This window comes from Kineosporia mesophila (assembly GCF_021129235.1).
In the GTDB taxonomy this organism is placed as follows: Bacteria; Actinomycetota; Actinomycetes; order Actinomycetales; family Kineosporiaceae; genus Kineosporia; species Kineosporia mesophila.
Genome location: NZ_JAJOMA010000015.1, coordinates 12,407 through 33,188, shown reverse-complemented (window position 1 = coordinate 33,188; position 20,782 = coordinate 12,407). Strand labels below are relative to the sequence as shown.

At 71.2% G+C, this 20,782-nt stretch carries 24 protein-coding genes; 13 read left to right on the top strand and 11 right to left on the bottom strand.

What is annotated here, in order from left to right; all coding sequences use genetic code 11:
• Nucleotides 1-126: 126 nt before the first annotated feature.
• Together LR393_RS21085 and LR393_RS21080 are read left to right on the top strand one after the other, a co-directional pair.
• Nucleotides 127-753, top strand: a complete 627-nt coding sequence (locus tag LR393_RS21085) for a hypothetical protein (protein WP_231485838.1) — start codon at nucleotides 127-129, stop codon at nucleotides 751-753.
• A gap of 46 nt (nucleotides 754-799) precedes the next feature.
• Nucleotides 800-1,120: a hypothetical protein gene (locus tag LR393_RS21080; RefSeq protein WP_231485837.1), complete on the top strand. Its 321-nt coding sequence runs from the start codon at nucleotides 800-802 to the stop codon at nucleotides 1,118-1,120.
• A 39-nt stretch (nucleotides 1,121-1,159) separates the two neighbouring features.
• Here LR393_RS21080 and LR393_RS21075 read toward each other — a convergent pair whose 3' ends face one another.
• Nucleotides 1,160-2,347: an FAD-dependent monooxygenase gene (locus tag LR393_RS21075; protein WP_231485835.1), complete on the bottom strand. Its 1,188-nt coding sequence runs from the start codon at nucleotides 2,345-2,347 to the stop codon at nucleotides 1,160-1,162.
• An 87-nt stretch (nucleotides 2,348-2,434) separates the two neighbouring features.
• Between LR393_RS21075 and LR393_RS21070 the strand changes: the two genes are divergently transcribed.
• Entirely contained in the window at nucleotides 2,435-3,031 is a 597-nt protein-coding gene (locus tag LR393_RS21070) for a TetR/AcrR family transcriptional regulator (protein ID WP_231485833.1), read from the top strand.
• Here LR393_RS21070 and LR393_RS21065 read toward each other — a convergent pair.
• Nucleotides 2,991-3,545: a TetR/AcrR family transcriptional regulator gene (locus tag LR393_RS21065; protein WP_231485831.1), complete on the bottom strand. Its 555-nt coding sequence runs from the start codon at nucleotides 3,543-3,545 to the stop codon at nucleotides 2,991-2,993. The genes LR393_RS21070 and LR393_RS21065 overlap by 41 nt on opposite strands.
• Before the next feature lie 113 nt (nucleotides 3,546-3,658).
• On the opposite strand from LR393_RS21065, the gene LR393_RS21060 reads away from it, so the two are divergent.
• Nucleotides 3,659-4,492 (top strand): SDR family oxidoreductase, encoded by an 834-nt coding sequence (locus LR393_RS21060; RefSeq protein ID WP_231485829.1) that lies wholly within the window; start codon nucleotides 3,659-3,661, stop codon nucleotides 4,490-4,492.
• Here the strand turns inward: LR393_RS21060 and LR393_RS37110 are convergent.
• From LR393_RS37110 to LR393_RS21050, 3 genes are read right to left on the bottom strand one after another with little or no spacing between them, the layout of a single operon-like run.
• Nucleotides 4,482-4,721, bottom strand: a complete 240-nt coding sequence (locus LR393_RS37110) for a CGNR zinc finger domain-containing protein (protein WP_345718596.1) — start codon at nucleotides 4,719-4,721, stop codon at nucleotides 4,482-4,484. The two genes, LR393_RS21060 and LR393_RS37110, sit on opposite strands and share 11 nt — an antisense overlap.
• A gap of 25 nt (nucleotides 4,722-4,746) precedes the next feature.
• Nucleotides 4,747-4,962 (bottom strand): hypothetical protein, encoded by a 216-nt coding sequence (locus LR393_RS21055; protein WP_231485828.1) that lies wholly within the window; start codon nucleotides 4,960-4,962, stop codon nucleotides 4,747-4,749.
• Nucleotides 4,963-4,965: 3 nt separating this feature from the next.
• Entirely contained in the window at nucleotides 4,966-5,916 is a 951-nt protein-coding gene (locus LR393_RS21050; protein WP_231485825.1) for an FAD-dependent oxidoreductase, read from the bottom strand.
• 106 nt (nucleotides 5,917-6,022) lie between these two features.
• On the opposite strand from LR393_RS21050, the gene LR393_RS21045 reads away from it, so the two are divergent.
• Nucleotides 6,023-6,925: a LysR family transcriptional regulator gene (locus LR393_RS21045; protein ID WP_231485824.1), complete on the top strand. Its 903-nt coding sequence runs from the start codon at nucleotides 6,023-6,025 to the stop codon at nucleotides 6,923-6,925.
• Nucleotides 6,926-6,937: 12 nt separating this feature from the next.
• Here LR393_RS21045 and LR393_RS21040 read toward each other — a convergent pair whose 3' ends face one another.
• Nucleotides 6,938-7,288: a MarR family winged helix-turn-helix transcriptional regulator gene (locus LR393_RS21040; RefSeq protein ID WP_231485822.1), complete on the bottom strand. Its 351-nt coding sequence runs from the start codon at nucleotides 7,286-7,288 to the stop codon at nucleotides 6,938-6,940.
• A 12-nt stretch (nucleotides 7,289-7,300) separates the two neighbouring features.
• On the opposite strand from LR393_RS21040, the gene LR393_RS21035 reads away from it, so the two are divergent.
• From LR393_RS21035 to LR393_RS21025, 3 genes are all read left to right on the top strand, one after another.
• Complete coding sequence (locus LR393_RS21035) at nucleotides 7,301-7,837, top strand: NADPH-dependent FMN reductase (protein WP_231485818.1); 537 nt, start codon at nucleotides 7,301-7,303, stop codon at nucleotides 7,835-7,837.
• A gap of 177 nt (nucleotides 7,838-8,014) precedes the next feature.
• Nucleotides 8,015-8,452, top strand: a complete 438-nt coding sequence (locus LR393_RS21030) for a VOC family protein (RefSeq protein WP_231485817.1) — start codon at nucleotides 8,015-8,017, stop codon at nucleotides 8,450-8,452.
• Nucleotides 8,453-8,488: 36 nt separating this feature from the next.
• A complete protein-coding gene (locus tag LR393_RS21025) occupies nucleotides 8,489-9,634 on the top strand; it encodes a pyridoxal phosphate-dependent aminotransferase (RefSeq protein WP_231485816.1) in 1,146 nt (381 codons plus the stop codon).
• Nucleotides 9,635-9,652: 18 nt separating this feature from the next.
• Here LR393_RS21025 and LR393_RS21020 read toward each other — a convergent pair whose 3' ends face one another.
• Nucleotides 9,653-10,618, bottom strand: a complete 966-nt coding sequence (locus LR393_RS21020) for an AraC family transcriptional regulator (protein WP_231485815.1) — start codon at nucleotides 10,616-10,618, stop codon at nucleotides 9,653-9,655.
• A 111-nt stretch (nucleotides 10,619-10,729) separates the two neighbouring features.
• Here LR393_RS21020 and LR393_RS21015 point away from each other — a divergent pair, with 111 nt between their 5' ends.
• Complete coding sequence (locus LR393_RS21015) at nucleotides 10,730-11,827, top strand: Gfo/Idh/MocA family protein (RefSeq protein ID WP_231485814.1); 1,098 nt, start codon at nucleotides 10,730-10,732, stop codon at nucleotides 11,825-11,827.
• 24 nt (nucleotides 11,828-11,851) lie between these two features.
• A complete protein-coding gene (locus tag LR393_RS21010; RefSeq protein ID WP_231485812.1) occupies nucleotides 11,852-11,995 on the top strand; it encodes a hypothetical protein in 144 nt (47 codons plus the stop codon).
• A gap of 82 nt (nucleotides 11,996-12,077) precedes the next feature.
• Here LR393_RS21010 and LR393_RS21005 read toward each other — a convergent pair whose 3' ends face one another.
• Together LR393_RS21005 and LR393_RS21000 are read right to left on the bottom strand one after the other, a co-directional pair.
• A complete protein-coding gene (locus LR393_RS21005) occupies nucleotides 12,078-12,917 on the bottom strand; it encodes an aldo/keto reductase (protein ID WP_231485810.1) in 840 nt (279 codons plus the stop codon).
• Nucleotides 12,918-12,931: 14 nt separating this feature from the next.
• Complete coding sequence (locus LR393_RS21000) at nucleotides 12,932-13,672, bottom strand: SDR family NAD(P)-dependent oxidoreductase (RefSeq protein ID WP_231485808.1); 741 nt, start codon at nucleotides 13,670-13,672, stop codon at nucleotides 12,932-12,934.
• An 81-nt stretch (nucleotides 13,673-13,753) separates the two neighbouring features.
• Between LR393_RS21000 and LR393_RS20995 the strand changes: the two genes are divergently transcribed.
• The gene (locus tag LR393_RS20995; RefSeq protein ID WP_231485804.1) at nucleotides 13,754-14,344 is read left to right on the top strand and encodes a TetR family transcriptional regulator; all 591 of its coding nucleotides are present in this window, start codon (nucleotides 13,754-13,756) and stop codon (nucleotides 14,342-14,344) included.
• On the opposite strand, the gene LR393_RS20990 is transcribed toward LR393_RS20995, so the two are convergent.
• Nucleotides 14,327-15,868, bottom strand: coding sequence for a carboxylesterase/lipase family protein (locus LR393_RS20990; protein ID WP_231485802.1), 1,542 nt, complete (start codon nucleotides 15,866-15,868; stop codon nucleotides 14,327-14,329). The two genes, LR393_RS20995 and LR393_RS20990, sit on opposite strands and share 18 nt — an antisense overlap.
• On the bottom strand, nucleotides 15,865-17,886 hold the full coding sequence (locus tag LR393_RS20985; protein ID WP_231485801.1) for a peroxidase-related enzyme: 2,022 nt from the start codon (nucleotides 17,884-17,886) through the stop codon (nucleotides 15,865-15,867). The genes LR393_RS20990 and LR393_RS20985 overlap by 4 nt, the downstream gene beginning before the upstream one ends.
• 76 nt (nucleotides 17,887-17,962) lie before the next feature.
• Here LR393_RS20985 and LR393_RS20980 point away from each other — a divergent pair, with 76 nt between their 5' ends.
• Nucleotides 17,963-18,940, top strand: coding sequence for a LysR family transcriptional regulator (locus LR393_RS20980; RefSeq protein WP_231485799.1), 978 nt, complete (start codon nucleotides 17,963-17,965; stop codon nucleotides 18,938-18,940).
• 119 nt (nucleotides 18,941-19,059) lie between these two features.
• Nucleotides 19,060-20,775, top strand: a complete 1,716-nt coding sequence (locus LR393_RS20975; RefSeq protein WP_231485798.1) for an FAD/NAD(P)-binding protein — start codon at nucleotides 19,060-19,062, stop codon at nucleotides 20,773-20,775.
• The last annotated feature ends 7 nt before the right edge of the window (nucleotides 20,776-20,782 follow it).

Genomic DNA, 20,782 nt, shown 5'->3' with positions numbered 1-20,782 from the left:
CGGTATGCGGGCGAACGACCCTACTCACACCAAAAAACAATATTTTGGACGATAACGGCGGTAGTGTCGGTCCCCCGTCGTGATCACTGCGAAGGGATAGCCGGTAGATCTCGACAAGGAGACGTCATGTCTTTTGCCCCCGTCACCCGCCGCACCGTGACCGTCACGGCCCTGGTCGGCACGCCGATCATGGCCGCCGGCCTGTGGATGGCGAACGGCGCGGCGGCCCAGCCCGCGCCGTTCACGGCGCCAGTGGCGACCTCGGCGGCGAAGACCACGCTCCGCACCGACCGCTCGATCATGATCCTGGCCCCGAACACCAAGAGCGGCGCCCGGCGCATCCTGACCGTGCACCACAAGACGTTCATCGTCGACTTCGCCCGTAAGAAGAGCGACAAGAAGTACAGCCTCCTGTCCGGCGGCGAGGTCTGGATGGGCCTGAACCCGGTCGGCCCCGCGAAGGACAGCAATTATCAGATCGTCACCACGCGGGACTCCGAGGGCGGGAACGCCGACTGCCTCTCCATGAACAGCGCCGGGCAGATCAGCGAGGAATCCTGCGAAGAGGTCGAGAAGCCCGGCGAGCTCATCATCGGGCGCGACGTGTTCCACTTCGAGAAGCGCGGCAAGAAGTGGGACATCCAGGCGTTCCGCGGGTACCTGGAGGCCCACGGACGTCAGGCGGGCCGCACGAAGGACTGGAACACCAAGACCGCCAAGGGGCTCACCGTCGTGTACGCGCCGGTCGGATAGGACGGGTGTCCCCGTCGGGGGCGGCGGGTGTGATGTGATGTCCGGAATGGACAGCCGACAGCTCAGCGCCGCCACCGACACCTGGGTCCTGGCCTGCCTCGCCACCGGCCGCGGCGGCCTGACCCTGCGCGAGATCCGTGAGCGGCTGTGGGACCACATCCCGGCCGACGTCCGGTCCACGTGGCAGGTGCTGGTCGTCGGCGACCAGGTCAGCCGCTCGCTGCACCAGCTGACGCGGGAGGGAACGGTCCGGCACGACCGTCACGCCATGCGCTGGCAGCTCGTCACGTCCCAGCCCCAACTGGACGCGCCACCGACCCGGCCGGTCCCCGCCGGAGAGCAGAGCGAGTTCTCCCTCGGGCACTGAGGTGACCTCCGCGACCTTCTCCAGGGCCGCCCTCAGTCGTCAGTCATGCCCACGGCCCTCGGCGAGCCGTTCGAGCACCGGCTTCAGCAATCGAGCCTGCCCGGCCCGCATGAGTAGCGCGGTCCCGCGGATGCCGAGAGCCGTGCGCGGTGCGACCATCCGGACCCGGCCGGGCAGGAGTTTCTGGGCTGCGGTCACGCGCGGGCGCAGAGCGCTCTCGTAAGCGGCGAGCGCGTTCCCGAGGGCGTCGGGGTGGCGACGAACCCCGGCGCTCGCGAGGGCCTGGGCCAGTTCGGCGGCCCCGTGCAGGGCCAGGGCGGTACCGAGGCCGCTGAGCGGACTGGCGCACCAGGCGCTGTCGCCGAGCAGGACCACCCGCCCGGCCGACCACCGTTCCAGGTGCACCTGGTCGTAGGTGTCGATGGCGAAGTCGGGAGCGGCGCGGGCGGCGGCGAGGAATTCCGCCGTGCGCCAGCCCACATCGGCGAACTCCCGCTCCAGGAGCTCGATGGCGGCGTCCCGTCCGGCGCGGGCCGGTAGATCGGTGGCGGCGAACGTGAAGCCGATCTCCTGCTCGCCCCGGTGCCCGGGCCGGGCCTCCACGGACCGGCAGCCGGGCACGTTGTGCACCAGGTACCACCCGTCCAGGGTCGGCGTGTCCTGTTTCTCGGTGAGGGAGAACCAGGCGTGGGCCAGTCCCAGTGGGCGGCGGAAATTCTTCTCGGGGCCGAAGGTCAGCCCCCGGGTCCGCGAATGGGCGCCGTCGGCACCGACGACGAGGTCGAACTCCTCGGCATCGCCGGACCGGAAGTGGACTCGGACACCGTCGGCGGTGGAGGTCAGCCTCTCCACGGTGTCGGCGAAGCGGTACTGCACGAGCGGGGCGGCGGCGTCGTGCAGGATCCGGGCCAGATCGGTGCGCAGCAGTTCCTCGCTCGAGACGAACCCCCGTCCATCGAAGGCCTCGACCGGCATCGCGGCCAGTCGACGTTCGCGGTCGTCGATCCAGGCGATGCCCCGCTGCGGCACGAGCGCCGTGAGTACCTCGTCGAGAAGGCCCAGTTCGGCCAGGACCTCACGGGATCCGCCCCGAAGGTCGACCGTCTGACCACCGGTCCGCAGGCCGGGGGCGATCTCGACGACAGTGACGTCCCACCCGGCCCGTCCCAGGAACACGGCGAGGCAGTCTCCGGCGATACCGGCGCCGACGATGAGGACACGAGACATGGCCAACCTTCCTATTGCAGCGATAACTGCGTTAACAGTGCGCCATGCGTTCTCCTAATGCAAGTTCGACTGCGATAGCCTGAAGCCATGGCCCAGATCAGCGGAACCACGCGTCCGGGGGGACGTACTGCCCAGACCCGGCAGACGGTCCATGACGCCGTCCGCGCGCTGCTGGCCGAGCCCGGCGCCGAACTCACCATTCCGGCCGTCGCAGAACGATCAGGCGTGCACGCCACCACCCTGTACCGCCGGTGGCGGACCGTCGAAGCGCTGCTGCTCGACCTGGCGGTCGAAGACGTCACCCTCTCCTCCCCGGTTCCGGCCACCGGCATCTTCCGGGCTGACCTCGACACCTACGTCCGCACGCTCCTGGAAGACCTACGTCAACCAGGCAACCTGGCGTTACTGCGGGCGATGCTCGCGACCGCGAACGGTCCGGACGGGCTGGCCGACGTCGGCCTGTTCATCGCCCCGCGCCTCGCACAGTTCCAAACGATGCTCACCGCAGCGGACATCACCTGCATTGATGCTCTGCGCCTGGTCGAGATCGTGATCGCCCCGGCGTACCTCTGGGCTCAGTTCGGCCGGCCGATGGATCCCGCCGTCGACACCGAGCGACTCGTCTCGACCGTCATGGCCGTCGTCAACGCGCCGGAGCCTGATACGAGCGCAGCATCGTCGTGAGGAAGCGGCGGGAGGCGCGGGCCGGGTCCAGGCTCTCGGCCACGACCACCCCCTGATGGGCGGCGATCAGCAACCGGTAGTCGGCGACGGTGAGGTCGGCGCGCAGCCCACCCATCGCCTGGGCCCGGGCCAGCAGGACGGCCATGACCTTCTCGGTCGCCTGCCGCTCACGGTCGAGCCCCCGGCCCGACACCACCGCCTCGACGTAGGCCTGGGCGTAGCCGCGGTCGTCCAGCTGGCACGCGCCGAGCCGGAGCATCATGTCGTGCAGCGCCTGGGCCGGATCAGCAGAACGCAGAAGCTCCTGGTGGGTCTTCACGGATTCGTCCCACATCAGGGTGCGCGCACCCGCGACCAGGTCGTCGCGGGTGGGAAAACGCCGGTACAGCGTCGCGACGGAAACCTGGGCCCGGCGGGCGATCCGGGTGATCGCGGCCTGTTCACCGGCCTCGGCGAAGACCTCCCGGGCCGCCACCAGGATCCGGTCGCGATTCTCCTGCGCGTCCACCCGCATCCGGCGAGCTTACGGAACAAGTGCGCCAGCCTCGCGCCGGGCCTTCTCACTTGATCGCGCTCACGCACCGGGCGACTCCATCGTGGTTCCTTCTCGGACAAGGAGCCACGGCAGTGACGTACCTCGTGACAGGAACTTCCAGCGGCATCGGCCGGGTGAGCGCCCTCCGGCTGGCCGGGCACGGCCACGACGTGGTCGCCGGGATGCGCAGACTCCAGGACGCACCCACCCACGCCCGTATTCGTCCTCTGCTCCTGGATGTCACCGACACCGACCAGCTGGCGGCCGCAGCGAAGGAGATCGGGCCCCTCCAGGGCCTGGTGAACAACGCCGGGATCACGTACGTCGGCCCGATGGAACACCTTCCGCTGGAGCGGCTCCGTCATCAGCTCGACGTCAACGTGGTGGGGCTTCTCGCCACGACGCAGGCCTTCCTGCCGTCGATCCGCGCCGGGAAAGGACGCATCGTCATCATGAGTTCGGTGGCCGGCCGGGTCACCGTTCCCCTGCACGGGGCCTACAGTGCCTCGAAATTCGCGGTGGAGGCGATCGGGGACGCGTTGCGCCAGGAACTGCGGCCGTGGGGCATCCCGGTCGTCGTGATCGAGCCCGGCACCTTCCGGTCTCATAACCGGGCCGGCACGGAGGCGGCGGCCACCGCCGACCGCACGACGGCGGACGAGCTGGCGCAGCAGCGGTACGGCGCGGCGATGGACGCCCTGCTCCAGCTCAACCGCACGGTCGAGACCTCGGCCGGCGATCCGGAAAGGGTTGCTGCCGTGGTCGAACGGGCTCTGACGACCGCCCGGCCCCGCACCCGCTACCTCGTCGGGGCCCGCGCGATGGTCGTCACGTCGCGCCTTCTGCCCACCCGGGTGATGGACACGCTGCTGTACCGGAGCATGGGCCTGCCCCGCTCGGCGAGCGGCCCCGAGCTTACGCCCTGACGGCATTACCGCACTCTGCCATCCCGCACCACCGCCGGTTGCCGGCGCGCGAGGTGTCGACGTACAGGCGAGTGCAGCGATCGTTGGCGCAGTTGCGGATTTCGCCACGAGTTCCGCGGTGCTGGACGAGATCACCCAGCGCATGGAGGTGGTGCTGCGGGATCGCTGACGGTGTCGGGGCCTTGGAGGGACGACCACCGCGAGAGCCGCGCGGGACCGCGTCCACCATTGACCATGAACGCCCTCCCCCGATCTCAGCCCGGTGGGTGCGACTTCTCGACGAGCCGGTGAAGGCCCAGGACGGTTCCGCCGGCCGCGGGAAGAGCCGCCAGAACGGCGGCAGCCGGGGCACTTCCCGCGGCGATCGTGAGGACGCCGACGAGGACGCCCCCGAACACGCCGACGATGAGGATCACGGTGGTGCGCAGGGAGAGCAGGGACTCCCCGTCCGGGGCGGGCCGGTGGCTCACGGCTCAGAGGCTTTCGACGATGCGCGCAGTCTCGTCGGCGCAGCCCCAGGCCAGGGTGACCCCGGCACCGCCGTGCCCGTAGTTGTGCACCACGTGGGTTCCGGGGCGGGTACCGGGGGCCACCTCGAGGCGTATCCCTCCGGCGCGGCCCGGGCGCAGGCCGGCAGCCTGACCCAGGACCCGGGCGTGGGCCAGTTCGGGAACCAGGGCGCGGCAGCGTTCCAGGATCGCCGCGGTCACCCCCGGGTCGGGTGTCGTGTCGTAGCGGTGAGGTTCGACGGTGCCGCCGAGAACGATGTCGGTGCTCCGCGGGTGGACGTAAGCGGGCCCGGCCGGGTGGTTCTCGTCGCGGACCGAGGTCTCGATCCCGGGGTTGGACACCAGCACGATCTGACCGCGGATCGGGTGGACGGCGTCGTCGGCGGCCAGGGTCCGGGCGCCCAGGCCGGAGGCGTTGACCACGACCGGCGTGTCCAGGTCGTCGAGGGTGTTTACCGGACGGCGCTCCAGCACACCGCCGCCGCTGCTCACGCGCTGAACCAGCCAGCGCAGGTAGGGCCGCATCTCCACGGTCGGCACGGTGAACTGCCATTCCTGGGCGACGCCCGGCTGCTGTCCGGTGTGCTCGACGAGCCGGAAGTCGGGCACGGCCGGCACCCACCAGGGCGCGGGGGCCGGTCGTCGCAGCAGCATGCGGGTGCGGCGCATCGTGACACCCGGTGCGCCGTGGACCGCGTCCCGGGCCAGTTGGTCGAACCCGGCGCGAGCCCAGATCAGGGACCGGGCATCGCCGGCCGGGAAGCCACTGGGGTACCAGACCGCCGCCGCGGTGGCCGACACCGTGTCCTCGGTGGCATCGGCGCACCGCACCGTGACTGCCAGGCCGGCCTCCAGCAGGCGCACTGCGCAGGACAAGCCGATCACTCCGGCCCCTACGACCGTGACATCAGACATTGTTTCCCCCCGGGACGTTTCGTCGATGGACGCCCCCAGCTCACCGGACGGAACCCCGGACCGTCCAATACCGGCTTCCGATGCGGTAATAAGCAATACTTATGCGATGGTCCTGGAGCTGCGGCGGCTGCGGTACTTCGTGGTGCTGGCCGAGGAACTCAGCTTCACCCGGGCCGCTGCCCGCCTGCACATCGCCCAGCCCGCCCTGACCCAGCAGATCCAGCTGCTGGAGAAGGAAGTCGGGGCCGAGCTGATCCTGCGCCGGCCCACCGGCTGTGTGCTCACCGGGTTCGGCGAGCTGGTGCAGGCTGAGGCGCGGGACCTGATCTCCCGCGTCGACGCCGCGGACACCCGCATCCGGGCGGCGGTGCAGGGCCAGAGCGGAAAGATCCGGCTGGCCTACACCCGCTCCGCCCGGGGCGGCACCGTCGATGCCCTGGTGGCCGGTTACCGGGCCCGGTTTCCGCGCGTCGAGGTCGTCGCCGAGACCGGCTGGACCGCACTGAACATTGCCGGGCTGATGGAGGGCCGACTCGACCTGGCCTTCGTGCGCCCACCGATCGAAGAGGCCGGCATCGTCTGCCGCTTGATGGCCCCGGAGGATCTCCTGCTCGCCCTGCCGGACGGGCATCCCCTCCTGACCCGGTTCCCGAGAAAGGTTCCCCGCCGGCACCTCGTCGACGAGCCGGTGGTCATGTGGCCGCGCGAGAACGGTCCCGGCATGTACGACCGCACCGTCCAGCAGGTCTGGCCCGACGGCGGTTTCCACCACGCCCGGTACGAACCCGACGACGAGCAGCTGCTGCGCGCGGTCGCCGGCGGTGGCGTGATAGCTGTTCTCCCCGCCGGCCGGGCGCGGGCCCTGCCCATGCCCGGCGTGCGGCTGCGGCGCTTCACCGGCCCCACCCCGACGGTCGACCTGGCCCTCGCCTACCGCTCCGACCACCTTCCGGCCCCGGCCCTGGCACTGCTCGCGCTCATGGACGAGATGGACGCATCCCGGTCCTGAGGAGCCGCACCCTCAGCAGTCGCTGGACGACGGGCGATCGGGCGCTGTCCGGTTCCGTTCGAGGATCCCGGTCAGGGTGGACAGGAACCGGCCTTCCTCGTCTGCATCGAGAAATGCGGTGAGACCAGACATTTCGTCGGTGACCTCAATATGGAAAGCCAGCGCGGTGCCGCGACCGAGGTCGGTCAGCGTGACCTGGAGCGAGCGACGGTTGCCGGGCACGGCCGTGCGGCGGGCGAGGTCACGACGCTCGACCCGGTCCATCAGGCCGGTGAGCGCGGCCTTCTCCACCCGCAGGGCCTGGGTCAGATCCGCCATGCCCCTGGGCCCGTCCAGCAGCAGGGACAGGAGCCGGGCCTGCACGGGAGTGAGGTCATGGAGCGCTGCGACCTGTGCGACTGGCCGCTGCCGTTCTTCGCCGAGCACTTCGGAACCGTCGGCGATCCGGCCGACCCGACCTACTCCGAGCCCCTCGTGCGGGCCTGGAACCAGAAGGTGAAGGGGGCCGACGCGTTCCTCGTGGTCACGCCGGAGTACAACCACAGCATCCCGGCCGTGCTGAAGAACGCCATCGACAGCGTCTGGCTGTCGTTCGGGTTCCGGAACAAGCCCGTCGCCGCGCTCGGTTACAGCGCCGGCATCGGCGGGGGCATCCGCTCCGTCGAGCACCTGGCCCAGATGTTCGTGGAGGCCGAGGCCGTTCCCCTGCGTAACGCCACGATCATCCCCTTCGCCAACGACGCGTTCGACGAGCAGGGGCAGCCGGTCGACCCCCTGACCACCGCGAGCCTCACCATCACGCTCGAGGATCTGCTCTGGTGGACGTCCGTTCTCGAGAAGGCCCGCGCCGAGGGAGAACTGACCCCCGGCCGGTTCCGGCTCCGAGCTGCCCAGGAAGCCGCCCGCCCCTAGGAAGCCGCCGCCACCGTCTCCCGGACGGGCATCGTTCTGCTGTGGTCGATCTCCGGGGCCTACGCCAGCATGGGCCTCGGCGCTGAGGAGGTCGGCGCCGTCCAGTTCCTCGGCCACCACCTCATCCTCGCAGTTCACCCGAGGTGTCGACCCCCTGTGCTCGATAGGCTGCCGCGCATGGCCATCAAGCTGGAGAATGTCGGTATCGCCGTTCGTGACCTCGAGGCGGCCATCGCCTTTTTCACCGATCTCGGTCTCACCGTGCTCGGCCGGGACACGGTCAGCGGCGAATGGGCCGACACAGCGGTCGGTCTGGACGGCAACCACGCCCGGATCGCCATGCTCCAGACACCGGACGGGCACGGTCGTCTGGAACTGTTCGAGTACATCCACCCGGAGGCGATCGAGTCGGAACCCACGCGTCCTCAGGAGATCGGCATGCATCGGGTCGCCTTCTCCGTCGACGACATCGACCAGGCCCTGGAGACGGCTGCCCGGCACGGCTGTCATCCGCTGCGCGGGGTGGCCACCTATGAAGACGTCTACAAGCTCACGTATCTACGTGGCCCCAGCGGCATCATCGTGATGCTGGCCCAGGAGCTGCGCAAGAGCTGACAGCCGAAGGCTCGGCGACGGGAGAGAATGAGCCCCATGCCCCAGATCTCCCCGGTCGTGCAGACCGTGCCCGCCTCCGGCATCCGCCGTATCTTCGAGCTCGCGGCCGGTATGGACGACGTGGTCCAGCTGAGCGTCGGAGAGCCCGAGTTGCCGGTGGCCCGGCCGATCCTGGAGGCGGGCGCGCAGGCGTGGCAGCAGGATCTGACCCGCTACACACCCAACAGCGGGATCAGCGCGCTGCGCTCGGCCCTGGCCTCGAAGCTGCTACGGGACAACGGTTACCGGGTGGATGCCGACCAGGTGCACGTCACCGCCGGGGGCGCCCAGGCCCTGCACACGGCGCTGACCTTCACCCTCTCCCCCGGCGACGAGGTCCTGGTTCCCGATCCGGGGTACACGACCTTCACCATGGCCTCGCGGCTCATCGGCGCGGTGCCGGTGCCCTACCCGCTGGATGCCGCCCAGGGTTTCGCGCCGGACCTGGCCGTGCTGGAGTCACTGATCACGCCGCGTACCCGGGTGCTGCTGGTGAACAGCCCGTCCAACCCGCTGGGTGTGGTGTTCAGCCGCCGCACCGCGCAGATGCTGCTGGATCTGGCGGTCCGGCACGACCTCTGGGTGATCAGTGACGAGGTCTACGAGTACCTGACGTTCGACACGCCCTTCATCAGCCTGTCATCGCTGGAGAACGCGGGCGATCGGGTCTTCGGCGTCTACTCGCTGTCCAAGACGTATGCGCTGACCGGGGCCCGGGTGGGTTACCTGGTCACGCCGCCTGGCCTGTCGGAACGGTTCCGGGCCGTGCAGGAGTCGATCGTCAGCTGCGTCAACACCCCCGCCCAGTACGCGGCCCTGGCGGCCGTGACCGGCGATCAGCAGGACGTCGCGCGGGCGCGTGAGCACTACCGGGCCAATCTGGAGGTCGCCTGTTCGGTGCTGGAGGCCCGGGGCCTGCGCTACCAGCGACCGGCCGGGGCCTTCTACCTGTGGATCGACGTCTCCCACGTCTCCGAGGGCGATGTTTCCACCTGGGCCGAGAAGTTCCTGCTGTCCGAGCGGGTCGCGGTGGCCCCCGGCAGCGCGTTCGGCACGCAGGGCGAGGGCTGGGTGCGGATCTGCTTCGCGGGGGACACCGAGCCGCTGGCCACCGGGCTGGGCCGCTTTCCCGCGCCGGCCTGAACCGACGGCCACCGCGCCTCAGACACGGACCGGAACGTCCACATCGGCCCGGGCCCGGTGGGTAGCGTCGCGGAACTGCTTGGGCGACGCCCCGACCACCCGCCGGAAGGCCGTGCTGAAAGCACTTTCGGATTCGTAGCCGGTGGCCGCGGCGAGTTCGGAGATGGAGTGCGAGTCGCGGCGCAGGGCATCGCGGGCCAGGCTCATCCGCCACTGGATCAGGTACTCCAGCGGCGTGGTCCCGACCTGGTTCTTGAAGGAGGAGGCGAACGCCGAGCGGGACATGCTGCTGATGCCGGCCAGTTCCTGGAGCGTCCACCGGCGGGCCACGTCGGCGTGCATCGCGCGCAGGGCCGCACCAATACCGTTGTCGCTGAGTGCGCCCAGCCAGCCGGTGGGCCGGTCTGCCCGCTCGGCGTGGGCGCGCAGCACGTGGACGAACAGGATCTGCACGAGATGATCCAGCACCAGAGACTGTCCGACGGCGTTCTTCTTCACCTCGGCGCCCAGCAGTTCGGTCAGGTAGGACAGCAGGCGGTTGCCCGGATGGTCGGCCCGGACGTGCACCAGGTGCGGCAGGATGTCGACCAGGATCGGGGCGTTGGGTTCGTCGAACGAGAAGTACCCGCCGCACAGATAGATGTCTTCCTTGCCCTCGGGCCCGATGCGGGCCACCCCGTCTGTGGCCGATTCCCACAACGACTGCGCGGTCGTCACTTTCGCGTCGAGGTGGCTGGCCAGCAGATAAGCGGGCGGATTGACCAGCAGGTAGATGTCTCCCTCGCGCAGCAGCACGGGATCGTGCCCGTCGAGGACCAGCCAGCACTCGCCGAACACGACGCCGCCGATCTTCACATGGGCGAAGGCGTCGAACCGCAGGGCCCAGTCACCGGCGGCGTGCAGGCCCGGATCAATGACCGTCCGCGGACGCAGCAGGCCGATGGCGCCGGCGATCGGGTCGGTGGGACCCAGCGGAGACGTCACCCTGTACGATTCGTAAGCTATCCCGGACTCCACGTTATGGATCGTACCTCCTCGGCACGGCACCATAGTTCCGTCAGCTCGCATCACCCCCTCTGAGCACGAGGATTCATCATGTCCAGTCCGCGCAGGCCGATCGGGGTCGGCATCGTCGGCCTGAGCGCCCACGGAGGCTGGGCGGCTGCGGGCCACCTGCCCGCCCTGACCGCGGTCGAGGGCATCGAACTGCGTGCCCTGGCGACCAGCTCACCGTCCTCCGCCCGAGCCGCCGCAGCCGTGTACGGCGTCCCCGCGTACTCCTCGGTCGAGCAGATCGCCGCCGACGAGAACGTCGACCTGGTCGTGGTCGCCGTCAAAGTGCCCCACCACCGCAAACTCGTGCTGCCCGCGCTGAAGGCGGGCGTTCCGGTTCTCTCGGAGTGGCCCCTGGCCGTCGACCTGCCCGAGGCCGAGGAGCTGGCCGGTGCCGCCGGGGCGACACCGACCTTCATCGGGCTTCAGGGACGATCGTCCCCCACCTTCCGGTGGCTGGCCGATCTGGTCTCGGAGGGGTATGTGGGCGAGGTGCTCTCCGCCACCGTCGTGGCCTCCTCGACCGAGTGGGGCACCCCGGTCGCGCCCCGCGGCGTCTACACCCTCGACCGCACCCTCGGGGCCACGATGCTGACCATCGCGTTCGCACCCGCGATCGACCTGGTGTCGATGGTCGTCGGTGAACTGCGCGACGTCGTCGCCACCACCGCGACCCGTCGTCGCCAGGTCCCGCTCGCCACCACCGGGCAGCTCGTCCCGATGACCGCCGAGGACCAGATCGCGATCTCGGGTACGACGGTGGACGGGGCGATCGTGTCGGCCCACCACCGCGGCGGCGCGGTCTCGGGCGCGGGCTTCTCGATGGTCATCGACGGCACGCACGGCCGGCTCGAGGTCACCGGCGCCGAGTTCCCGCACCTCGGCCCGGTCACGGTACGCGGCGCCCAGGGGCGCGGCCGGTCGACCGAGCTGGTGCCGCCCAGCAGCTACGACGCCCATCCCGGCCTGGCCGGAACCCATCTCCACACCCTGGCCCACGCCTATGCCGCCATCCGCGACGACCTCGTCCACCACACGGGCATCGCCCCGGACTTCGCCCACGCGGTCCGGCGACACCGGCTCTTGGACGCGATCTCCCGGTCGGCCGCCACGGGCCGGAGAACCGCCACCGGCTTTTAGCAGACGCCTGCAGCTGTCCGCCCGTTGACCCGGTCCGACACCGCCCACCCGCAGAGTGCTCAGTCCTGCGGCCATTACGAGGGCAACCCGGCGGCCGGGAATTCCCAGCTGCTGGCCCAGACCTACCTGGACCGGGGCAAGGGCCCGGGCAACCGCTGGGCCAGATAGATCGTGTTGACCGCCACCCCGCAGGTGGCCGTCAGCGTCAGCGCACCCAGATGGGTTGTCCGGGAGGGGTCTTGCACCGGCCTCAATGCCCGGTCCGGTCCGAGTCCGCCACCACGGACTCGCCCTGGTCCAGGGCCGACAGCGCCCCCATCTGATCGGCGGACAGCTCGAAGGAGAAGACGTCCAGGTTCTGGCGCAGCCGGTCCGGGTTCGACGACTTGGGCACGACGACCAGTCCCAGCTGCACGTGCCAGCGCAGCACCACCTGCGCCGCGGTGCGTCTGGTCTGTGCGGCGACCTGCTGCACGACCGGCAGGTCGAGCATCTTCGCGCCGTTTCCACCGATGGGCGACCAGGACTCGGTGACGATGCCGTGCGCGTCGTGGAACGCCCGGGCTTCGCGGCGAACGGACGCGGGGCTCAGCTCGATCTGGTTGACATCCGGAACGACTCCGGTCGCCTGGATGATGCGTTCCAGGTGCGCCGGCTTGAAGTTGCTCGTGCCGATCGCCTTGACCCGGCCCGACTCCAGCACCTGGACCAGACCTTCCCACGCCTCGACGTAGCGGTCCTGCCCCGGGTTCGGCCAGTGGATGAGCATCAGGTCGAGATAGTCCAGCCCGAGCGTGTCGAGGCTGCGCTCGCAGGCCCGCACGGCCAGGTCACGACCGTGCGACTGCTTGCCGAATTTGCTGGTGACGAAGATGTCTTCGCGGCGCAGGCCGGATGCCTTCAGGCCCCGGCCGACGCCGAGTTCGTTGCGGTAGCCCTGCGCGGTGTCGATCAGGCGGTAGCCCGCGGCAAGGGCATCGGTGACGACCCGTTCGGCGTCGGTGTCGTCCAGCGGCCAGGTGCCCGCGCCGATGCGGGGCATGTCGGCCCCGTGCAGCAGGCGCTCGGTGGGGGTGAGAGCGTCCGTCATCAGGTTTCTCCAGATCAGTTCGGATAGAGCCCGCCATCGACACTGATGACCTTGTTGGTGAGGTACGGGTTGGTGAGCATGGCCAGGGCCATGGACGAGATGTCCTCGACCTGGCCCAGGTGCCCGACCGGGATCGGCAGCGGCGGCGGGTCACCGGCAGCCATCGGCAGGATCCGGGTGCCGGCGATCAGCGCGGGCGCGATCGTGTTGACCGTGATGCCGGAACCGGCCACCCGGGCGGCCATGTGGTGCATGAGCCCGTGCAGGGCGGCCTTGCTGGCGGAGTAGTGCGGCCCGATGATGCCACCGCTGATCGCGGCGATCGACGACACGTAAAGAACCCGGCCGAAGCCCTTCTCGATCATCGCCGGCACCACCCCGCGGGTCAGCTGCCAGGTCGAGGTGACATTGACCGCGAAGGTCTCGTCCCACAGCTCGTCGTCCACCTCGTCCCACGACGTCTTCGCGCCGATCCCCGCGTTGGCGACCAGCACGTCCACTGTTCCGATCTCCTCGGCGACCCGGGTGATCAACGCCCGCCCGGCACCGGGAGCGCTCAGGTCGGACTGCACGACAACGGCTTTCCGGCCGAGGTCGGCGATCTTCGCAGCCCCGCTCTCGGCGTCGTCGCGGTGACCCGAATAAGTGAGGACGACGTCGGCACCGGCCTGGGCGAGCCCGAGGGCGATCGCACCGCCGATGCCACCGGAGGCACCGGTCACCAGGGCCAGGCGGCCCTCCAGAGGCATAGTCATGGTCGGACTCCTTCGGTAGGCGTTCACCCTCTCACGAATAAAACTATCTGGTTACTTTCATTGTGGCGATACGCTGCGACCGTGGTCTACGACAGTGCGGCGACGAAGCAGCGGATCCTCGATGCCGCGACCCAGGAGTTCGCGACCTACGGCATCGCCGGCGCCCGGGTCGACCGCATCGCTGAGAGGGCCCCGGCCAACAAGGCGTCCATCTACTCGTATTTCGGCAACAAGCAAGACCTTTTCGCCGCCGTGCTGCAGCGCACCCTGACCCGGCTGGCCGAGGCCGTGGCGATCGACCCGGACCGGGTGCCGGACTACGTGGGTGAGCTGTTCGACTACCAGCTCTCCCACCCCGAGCTGATCCGCCTGGTCCAGCAGGAGGCCCTGGCCCTGGAACCGGAAGAGGCCCTGCAGCGAGAGAGCCGCGCCGCGCACTATGACGACAAGGTCTCCGCGGTGCGCACCGCCCAGAAGGCCGGCACGGTCGGCACGGACCTCGACGCCCGCAACATCGTCCTGGCCCTGATCGGCATGGTGAGCTGGTTCACCGCGGCCCCGCAGATCTCTCAGATGATCGTCGGCGACGTCACCAGCACCCGGGTGCTGCGCAAGCACCGGGCCGCCCTGATCGAGTGCGCCCGCCGCATCGTCTCACCGGTCGGGAGCTGACCCGGGCCCGGTACCCGGGGCGGGAGGCCTTCCGGCGCCGAAGGTCTCGAGGAACCCGGTGTGGGCCGGCTCCCACCAGGCGGCACGCTCGGCGAAGGCGTCCGCGGTGTGGCGGACCTCGGTGCCGATGATGTGGTGGGTCGCAGTCGACCCGGGTTCGTGCGTGACGAAGGGTACGCCCCGGTGGCTGGGCACGTGGTCGCGCACGAACGAGACCCAGATGTCGTGCACGGCGCGGGCTGCCGCATGGTCGGAGGGACGCTGACGTTCGGGGACGACGGCCAGGTGGTCCGGGCCGCGGAACCACACCGACCCCACCTCGGCCCCGTGGGCAGCGCCGAGTTCGTCGTCCTCCATCGGCCCGTACAGGTAGCGGAAGACCGGGGCGGGCACCCGGTCGGCGAAACGGGTGGCGGGGTTCTGGAAGACCAGGTCCCCGCCGATCGCGCGCCAGATGCCCAGGCCGGTGTGCCGCGGCAGGGCGGTGCGGTAGCGCTCGACGAGGTCGGGGCCGGTGAGGCCGAGCGGGCGGACGCGTTCGTGCAGCAGTGCGGCGGCGACCGTGTGGGTGAGGTCGCCGGGGTGAACGGTGGAGTGCGTGCGGTACTCGGCCGTGGTGCAGCCGATCATCGTCGGCACCGGCGCGAGATCGGGGCTCAGCTCGGGGTGGGTGGGCAGCGAGACGCCGTCGACGACGGGCTGGAAGGCCACGCCCAGCATGGCCACGTCACCGTCGCGGTCGGCGTCGTGGCGGGTGTACGACTCGTCGCAGACGAGTTTCTGGGCCTGCAGGAGACGATCGACGGACGCGGTGCGCGGGTCGGTCCCCAGACGCCTCAGGAAGCGGGTGGTCGTGCGGGCGGCGTGTTCGGGGCGCAGCACCGCGACCGAGGCGCCCGACTGGGGCAGGGCGGCGGAGAACAGGCCCCGGGCGGGTGGGAAGGCCATCAGGGTGGCTACCGCGAATCCGCCCGCGGAACGACCGGCCAGGGTGACACGGGAGGGATCACCGCCGAACGCGGAGATGTTGTCGCGCACCCATTCCAGGGCCGCAACCAGGTCGAGCAGGCCCCGGTTGTCCGGGGCTCCCGGCAGATGCAGGAACCCCAGGGCGCCCAGCCGGTGGTTGGCCGTCACCTCGACGACGCCCGATGCCGCGAAAGCACCTGTCTGAAGCGCACCTTCGTTGGCCGAGCCGACCGCGTAGCCGCCGCCGTGGATCCAGAACAGCACCGGCGCGGCGCCGTCGGTGGAGGGTGTGCGCACGTTGACGGTGAGGAAGTCCTCCCCGGTGTGCAGGGCGGAGGCCGCCCGGGTGCCGACCGGCCCGTAGGTGGGTATCTGGGGGCTGACGTCGCTCAGGGCCGTGGCCTCCCGCACGCCGCCCCAGGGTTGCCGCGGCTGCGGGGCCAGGAACCGGCGCTCCGGTGTGATCGGCGCGGCGTAAGGGATTCCGAGGAACTCGAGAATCCCGTCGACGCTGCGGCCGCGCACCGCCCCCGCCCGGGTCGGCACGGTCGTCACAGCATGGCCTCCCCCAGCGTCATCATCAGCCGGTTGGCCCAGGCGAACATCGCGGCCACGGCGACGGCGTCGCGCACGGCGTCGTCACCGAGACCGGCCTCGCGCAGCGCCTGCACGTCCGCGGCCCCGACGGTGGGCGGGGTGGTCGCGGTGTGGGCGGCGAGCGCGATCACGGCCTGCTGGAGCGGGTCGGTGAGGGTGGAGGGGCCCTGCCGGGCCAGGCGCACGCTGGTGGCCTGGTCGCCGGAGAGCTGGATCTGGCGGCGGCCGTGCACCGAGGCACAGTACTCGCAGCCGGTGACCAGAGAGGTGGCCAGGGCTGCCAGTTCGCGGTGGGCACGGTCGAGAGTGCCGGCCTGGTGCGGGCTGCCGGTCATGATCGCGTTGTACAGCGCGGTGCGCTCGGCGAGGACGGCCGGGTCGTGCAGCAGGGTCAGGTAGAAGGGTGACCACTGGGCCGGGGTGCGGGAATCGGCGCCGGGTTCGACGCCGGGCACGCGGGCGGGCGGTACCCAGGGGTCCCAACGGTAGACCGGGAATTCCGGCTGGTCGGGGGTGAGGGTGGCGGTGAACGGCGGCAGCGGCCCGGCGGGGGCGGGGCGGTGGCCGACGGCCTCCAGTCCCTGCAGCAGCCGCACCAGGTAGCTGACGTAGGCGACGACCTGAGCCACGGCCACGACCTGGGGTGCTTCGAGCCCGAGGTCGGTGAGGTTGCGCATGTCGTCGCGGCCCAGGTCGCGGGGGTCGAGGGCCATCTGCTCGGCGTGGGCGAGGATCGCGGCGGTGCGGGGGCCGAGGGTGCTCCAGCGTTCGGGGTCGGCGACCGGGTCGGCGTCGGAGCCCAGTTCGGTGGCCCAGCGGGAGGTCAGGGCGGTGTGCTGGTTGACCTGGGCGACCCGCAGGGCGATGCGCAGGCGGTCGGTGCGGGACAGGCCGCGTTCCTCGACCGGGCGCAGCACCAGGTCGTCGAGGGCGAGGGTGGGGGCGCGTACGTCCTCGCGCACGGTGGCGAGGGCGGAGAGCGGGTCGTCGCCGGTGAGGGGGGCCAGATCGGCCCGGGCGGAGGCGAGATCCATTTCGTACGGGTTCTTCTCGCCGGTGCCCGTCTCCCGGCGGCCGTCGTCGGTGACGATGGTGACGACCGATCCGGTGATCCGTTCGGCGCGCATCCTCGCGACCAGGCGCAGGGCGGCGGTGAGGTTGGTGCCGGTGGCCGATCCGGCGCGGATTCCGGTGCGCTCGAACAGGATCCGGGTGGCAGCAAGGGACTGGGCGTCGGGCACGGAGATGATCTCGTCGACCAGGGTGCCACTCACCGGCTCGTCGGCGCGGGCCAGGGCCGGGCCCTGCGGGGCGGCGACGGCCAGGCGGGTGCTGTGGCGGCGCAGGCGGAAGTGCCGTCCGACCGAGGCGACGGTGCTGCCGGTGCGGGCGCCCACGACGATCCACGCCGGTTCGGGGTGGGGTTCCAGGGCCATCTGCCGGAAGATCGAGCCGGGCAGGTCGTCGTCGGCCTGCCAGTCGGTCATGGTGGACGACGTGGTGCGGTGGTCGAGGAAGGTCCAGTTCGCGCGGTGGCCCAGGGCCTGCGCGGTGCCGGGCGCGGCGGAGGCGTCGTCGACCGGGTGCAGGCGCCCGCCGTGCCGGCGGATCAGGTCCAGGTCGGTGGCCGGGGTGTCCCGGGCCACGACGGCGACGAAGTCCAGGCCCAGCAACTGGGCGAAGTAGGCCTGGGAGACGACGGTGGCCCCGGCGCCGGCGTCGACCAGGGTGGTGCGCGGGCCGATGTCGCCGTTGGCCAGGTGGAAGAGGATCAGCGAGCGCGCCGTGCGGTGCTTCAGCGAGCCGGTCGGGTGGACCGACTCGTCCTTGAGGTAGAGGTGCACGCCCCATGTGACCGGGAGCGGGAAGACGCGCAGCGGCGTGTCGCCACCGCGGACCGCGTCGGCCCCCACCACCCGCACGGCCCGGTGCACCCAGGCGCGCTCGTCGATCTGGGTGTGCATGGTCTCGGGCACAGCTCGCTCTCCGTCCTCAGGAACTTCGGACCTCTGACATTAGCCGAGCTGATACCCCAACTGGTTGGATGGGTCCGTGATCGAGGTTCGCCATCTACGGCTGCTGCAGGCCCTGGCCACCGAGGGTTCCATGTCGAAGGCCGCCAAGCGGCTCGGCACGTCGCAGTCGGCGGTGACCCAGGCGGTGAAGCTGCTGGAGGACCAGCTCGGCACCGCGCTGCTGGTCCGCACCCACACCGGGATCCGCCTGACCGAGGCGGGCGCGGTGTTCGTGCGGCACGGGCAGCAGATCCTCGCGGCGATGGCGCAGGCCGAGGCCGAGGTGGCGGCGGTCGCGAACCTGCGGGCCGGCACGGTGCGGGTGGCCAGTTTCCCGAGCGCGGCGGCGACGATCCTGCCGCGGGCGCTGGGCTCGGTCACGCGCGAACACCCGCAGCTGCGCTTCACGCTGACCGAGGCCGAGCCGCCGCGGGCGCTGGACCTGCTGCGCCGGGGGGAGGTCGACCTCGCGATCGTGTACGTCTACGTGCCCGACAGCGATCAAGAGATGGGCACGGGCGTGCCGGTGCCGGTGCTGCAGGCCGACGAGGTGGCCCAGACCCTGGTCACCGAGCACCTGCACGTGGCGATGCCGGCCGGTCACCCGGCCGCGGCGCGGGAGGCGGTCGAGGTGAGCGAGCTCGGCCTCCAGCGCTGGATCGCGGGCTGCCCCCAGTGCCGGGGCAACCTGCTGGCGCTGTGCCGCGCGGCCGGGTTCGAGCCGGACATCGCCTTCGAGACCGACGACTACGTGGCCCTGCAGGCGCTGGTCGCCGCCGGGCTCGGGGTGGCCCTGGTGCCGGATCTGATGCTGGCGGCGGCGCGGCCCGACCCGGGGCTGGCCGTGCGCCGTCTGGTCCCCGAGACCGCCCGGGTCGTCAGCTCGGTCACGACCCAGGTCCTGGCCGGCTCCCCCGGCGTGGCGGTGACCACGGCGGCCCTGATCCGGGCGGCGGCTTCGCTGCGGGAGGCCATCGACGGGGCGGCCGGCGTGACGGGGAACACGGGCTCCTGATTCCGCACCAGATCGATGCACTTGCGTTTTCCCGGGCCACCGGGGGTATCGTCTGAACTTATGGGGTTCAGCGAGCCCCGCTCCTGACCGATCCTCACTCACACCACGAGAAGGAACCCATGTCCACGCCTCGATGCCGCGTCGCCGTGGTCGGTGCCGGACCCCGCGGCCTGGCCGTCGCCGTCCAGCTCACCGCCTGCACCGGCATCGAGACGCACCTGATCGACCCCCGGCCCGGCGGGGTCGTCTGGGACCCGGCACAGGACCCCGAGCTCCTGATGAACTCGCGCACCCGCCAGGCCACGGTCTTCGCCGACGACACCGTGGACGCCGCCCCGGCCACACGCGGGCCTTCCTTCGCCCAGTGGTGCGCCCGGTACGGCTCCTCGCTCCCGCCGGGTCCGGCCGCCGAGGCCGCGGGCCGGGGGCCCGATGACTTCGCGAGCCGCTCCCTCTTCGGCCGCTACCTGCGCTGGGTACTCGAGCGCCTCACGCAGCAGGGCGTCCACGTCCACCCGCACCGGGTCACCGCCCTGCGCGAGATCGCGGACGGAACCCAGGAACTCACCCTTAACACCGGTGAGAAGCTGACGGCCGACCGGGTCGTGCTGGCCCTGGGGCACCTGCCGGCCGCCCCCACCGCGCCCGAGCAGGCCCTGGCCCGCTCCGCCCACGAGCACCACCTCGTCCACGTGCCCGCCGGCCCCGCGACGGCCGCGTCGCTGCGGGCCCTGCCCGCCGGCGCGGACGTGGCGGTCCTGGGCACCGGCCTGAACTTCTACGACCTCCTGGCCCTGGTCACCCAGGGCCGCGGCGGGCAGTTCGAACGCCACCAGGGCCGCCTCACCTACTGCCCCTCGGGCCAGGAACCCGTGCTCCACATCGGTTCCGGGCGCGGCGTCCCCTACCTGGCCCGGGCCGTGACCCCCGCACCGGTGACCCTGGAGATCGTCACCGACGATCGCGTCGCGCAATGGTGCGCCGCCGACGGCACCCTCTCGTTCGCCGACGACGTCTGGCCCCTGGTGAGCGCCGAACTGGCCCGGGTCTGGCGCGCCGCCGGGGCGGACACGGCCTTGGACCTGGACGCCCTTCTGGACCCGTTCGCGGGGTCCGGACCGGCCGGGAGCGCCGATCTCACCGCCCGGCTGCGAGACCTGCTGCGCGCCGACCTCGACTCCGCGCTCGCCGTTCCGCGGGGACCAATGACCGCGGTCGGTGAGGCCCTGGCCGTGCTGAAGGACCGGGTGCGCACGGTGGTGGCCGCGGGTGGCTTTTCCCGCGAGTCCGTCCGGGGCGACCTGCAGGGCTGGTTCCGCAGCGTCGGCGCCTTCGTCGCCGCCGGGCCACCGGCCCTGCGTGTGGAACAGGCGCTCGCCCTGCTGGAGGCCGGGCTGCTGCGCGCGCTGGGCGCGGGGGTCCGGGTGACGGCGAGCGGGCCGGAAGGCTTCGTCGTGCGGGGCCGGGACCTGGCCGGACCCGTGACCGTGCAGGCACTCGTGCACGCCCGCCTGCCCGCCGACGACGCCGGGAGCACCACCGACCCGTTCGTCCGCGAGCTGGTACGTGGGGGCTACGCCCACGTCCGGGACGGGGGCCTGGTGTCCGTACGCTCCCGGCCCGGCACCCTGACCGGTCCCGGTGCCACGGCCTGCCGCCTCGTCGACCGTGACGGTGACGCGAGCGGGCGCCGGTTCGTGATCGGGCTGCCGGTCCAGCCGCAGGAATGGAACATCGCGAACCTGCCCCAGCCCGACCGGGCCGACCGCACCCTGGTGCAGGCCTGCTCGATCGCCGACCAGATCGTGACCGCCGCTGAACCCGTCGTTCGCTGAGCGGCTG

Coding starts and splice junctions, on each gene's coding strand:
- LR393_RS21085 (WP_231485838.1), top strand. CDS start 127: ATGTCTTTTGCCCCCGTCACCCGCCGCACCGTGACCGTCACGGCCCTG.
- LR393_RS21080 (WP_231485837.1), top strand. CDS start 800: ATGGACAGCCGACAGCTCAGCGCCGCCACCGACACCTGGGTCCTGGCC.
- LR393_RS21075 (WP_231485835.1), bottom strand. CDS start 2,347: ATGTCTCGTGTCCTCATCGTCGGCGCCGGTATCGCCGGAGACTGCCTC.
- LR393_RS21070 (WP_231485833.1), top strand. CDS start 2,435: ATGGCCCAGATCAGCGGAACCACGCGTCCGGGGGGACGTACTGCCCAG.
- LR393_RS21065 (WP_231485831.1), bottom strand. CDS start 3,545: ATGCGGGTGGACGCGCAGGAGAATCGCGACCGGATCCTGGTGGCGGCC.
- LR393_RS37110 (WP_345718596.1), bottom strand. CDS start 4,721: ATGGTGGACGCGGTCCCGCGCGGCTCTCGCGGTGGTCGTCCCTCCAAG.
- LR393_RS21050 (WP_231485825.1), bottom strand. CDS start 5,916: ATGTCTGATGTCACGGTCGTAGGGGCCGGAGTGATCGGCTTGTCCTGC.
- LR393_RS21045 (WP_231485824.1), top strand. CDS start 6,023: ATGGTCCTGGAGCTGCGGCGGCTGCGGTACTTCGTGGTGCTGGCCGAG.
- LR393_RS21035 (WP_231485818.1), top strand. CDS start 7,301: ATGGAGCGCTGCGACCTGTGCGACTGGCCGCTGCCGTTCTTCGCCGAG.
- LR393_RS21030 (WP_231485817.1), top strand. CDS start 8,015: ATGGCCATCAAGCTGGAGAATGTCGGTATCGCCGTTCGTGACCTCGAG.
- LR393_RS21025 (WP_231485816.1), top strand. CDS start 8,489: ATGCCCCAGATCTCCCCGGTCGTGCAGACCGTGCCCGCCTCCGGCATC.
- LR393_RS21015 (WP_231485814.1), top strand. CDS start 10,730: ATGTCCAGTCCGCGCAGGCCGATCGGGGTCGGCATCGTCGGCCTGAGC.
- LR393_RS21005 (WP_231485810.1), bottom strand. CDS start 12,917: ATGACGGACGCTCTCACCCCCACCGAGCGCCTGCTGCACGGGGCCGAC.
- LR393_RS21000 (WP_231485808.1), bottom strand. CDS start 13,672: ATGACTATGCCTCTGGAGGGCCGCCTGGCCCTGGTGACCGGTGCCTCC.
- LR393_RS20975 (WP_231485798.1), top strand. CDS start 19,060: ATGTCCACGCCTCGATGCCGCGTCGCCGTGGTCGGTGCCGGACCCCGC.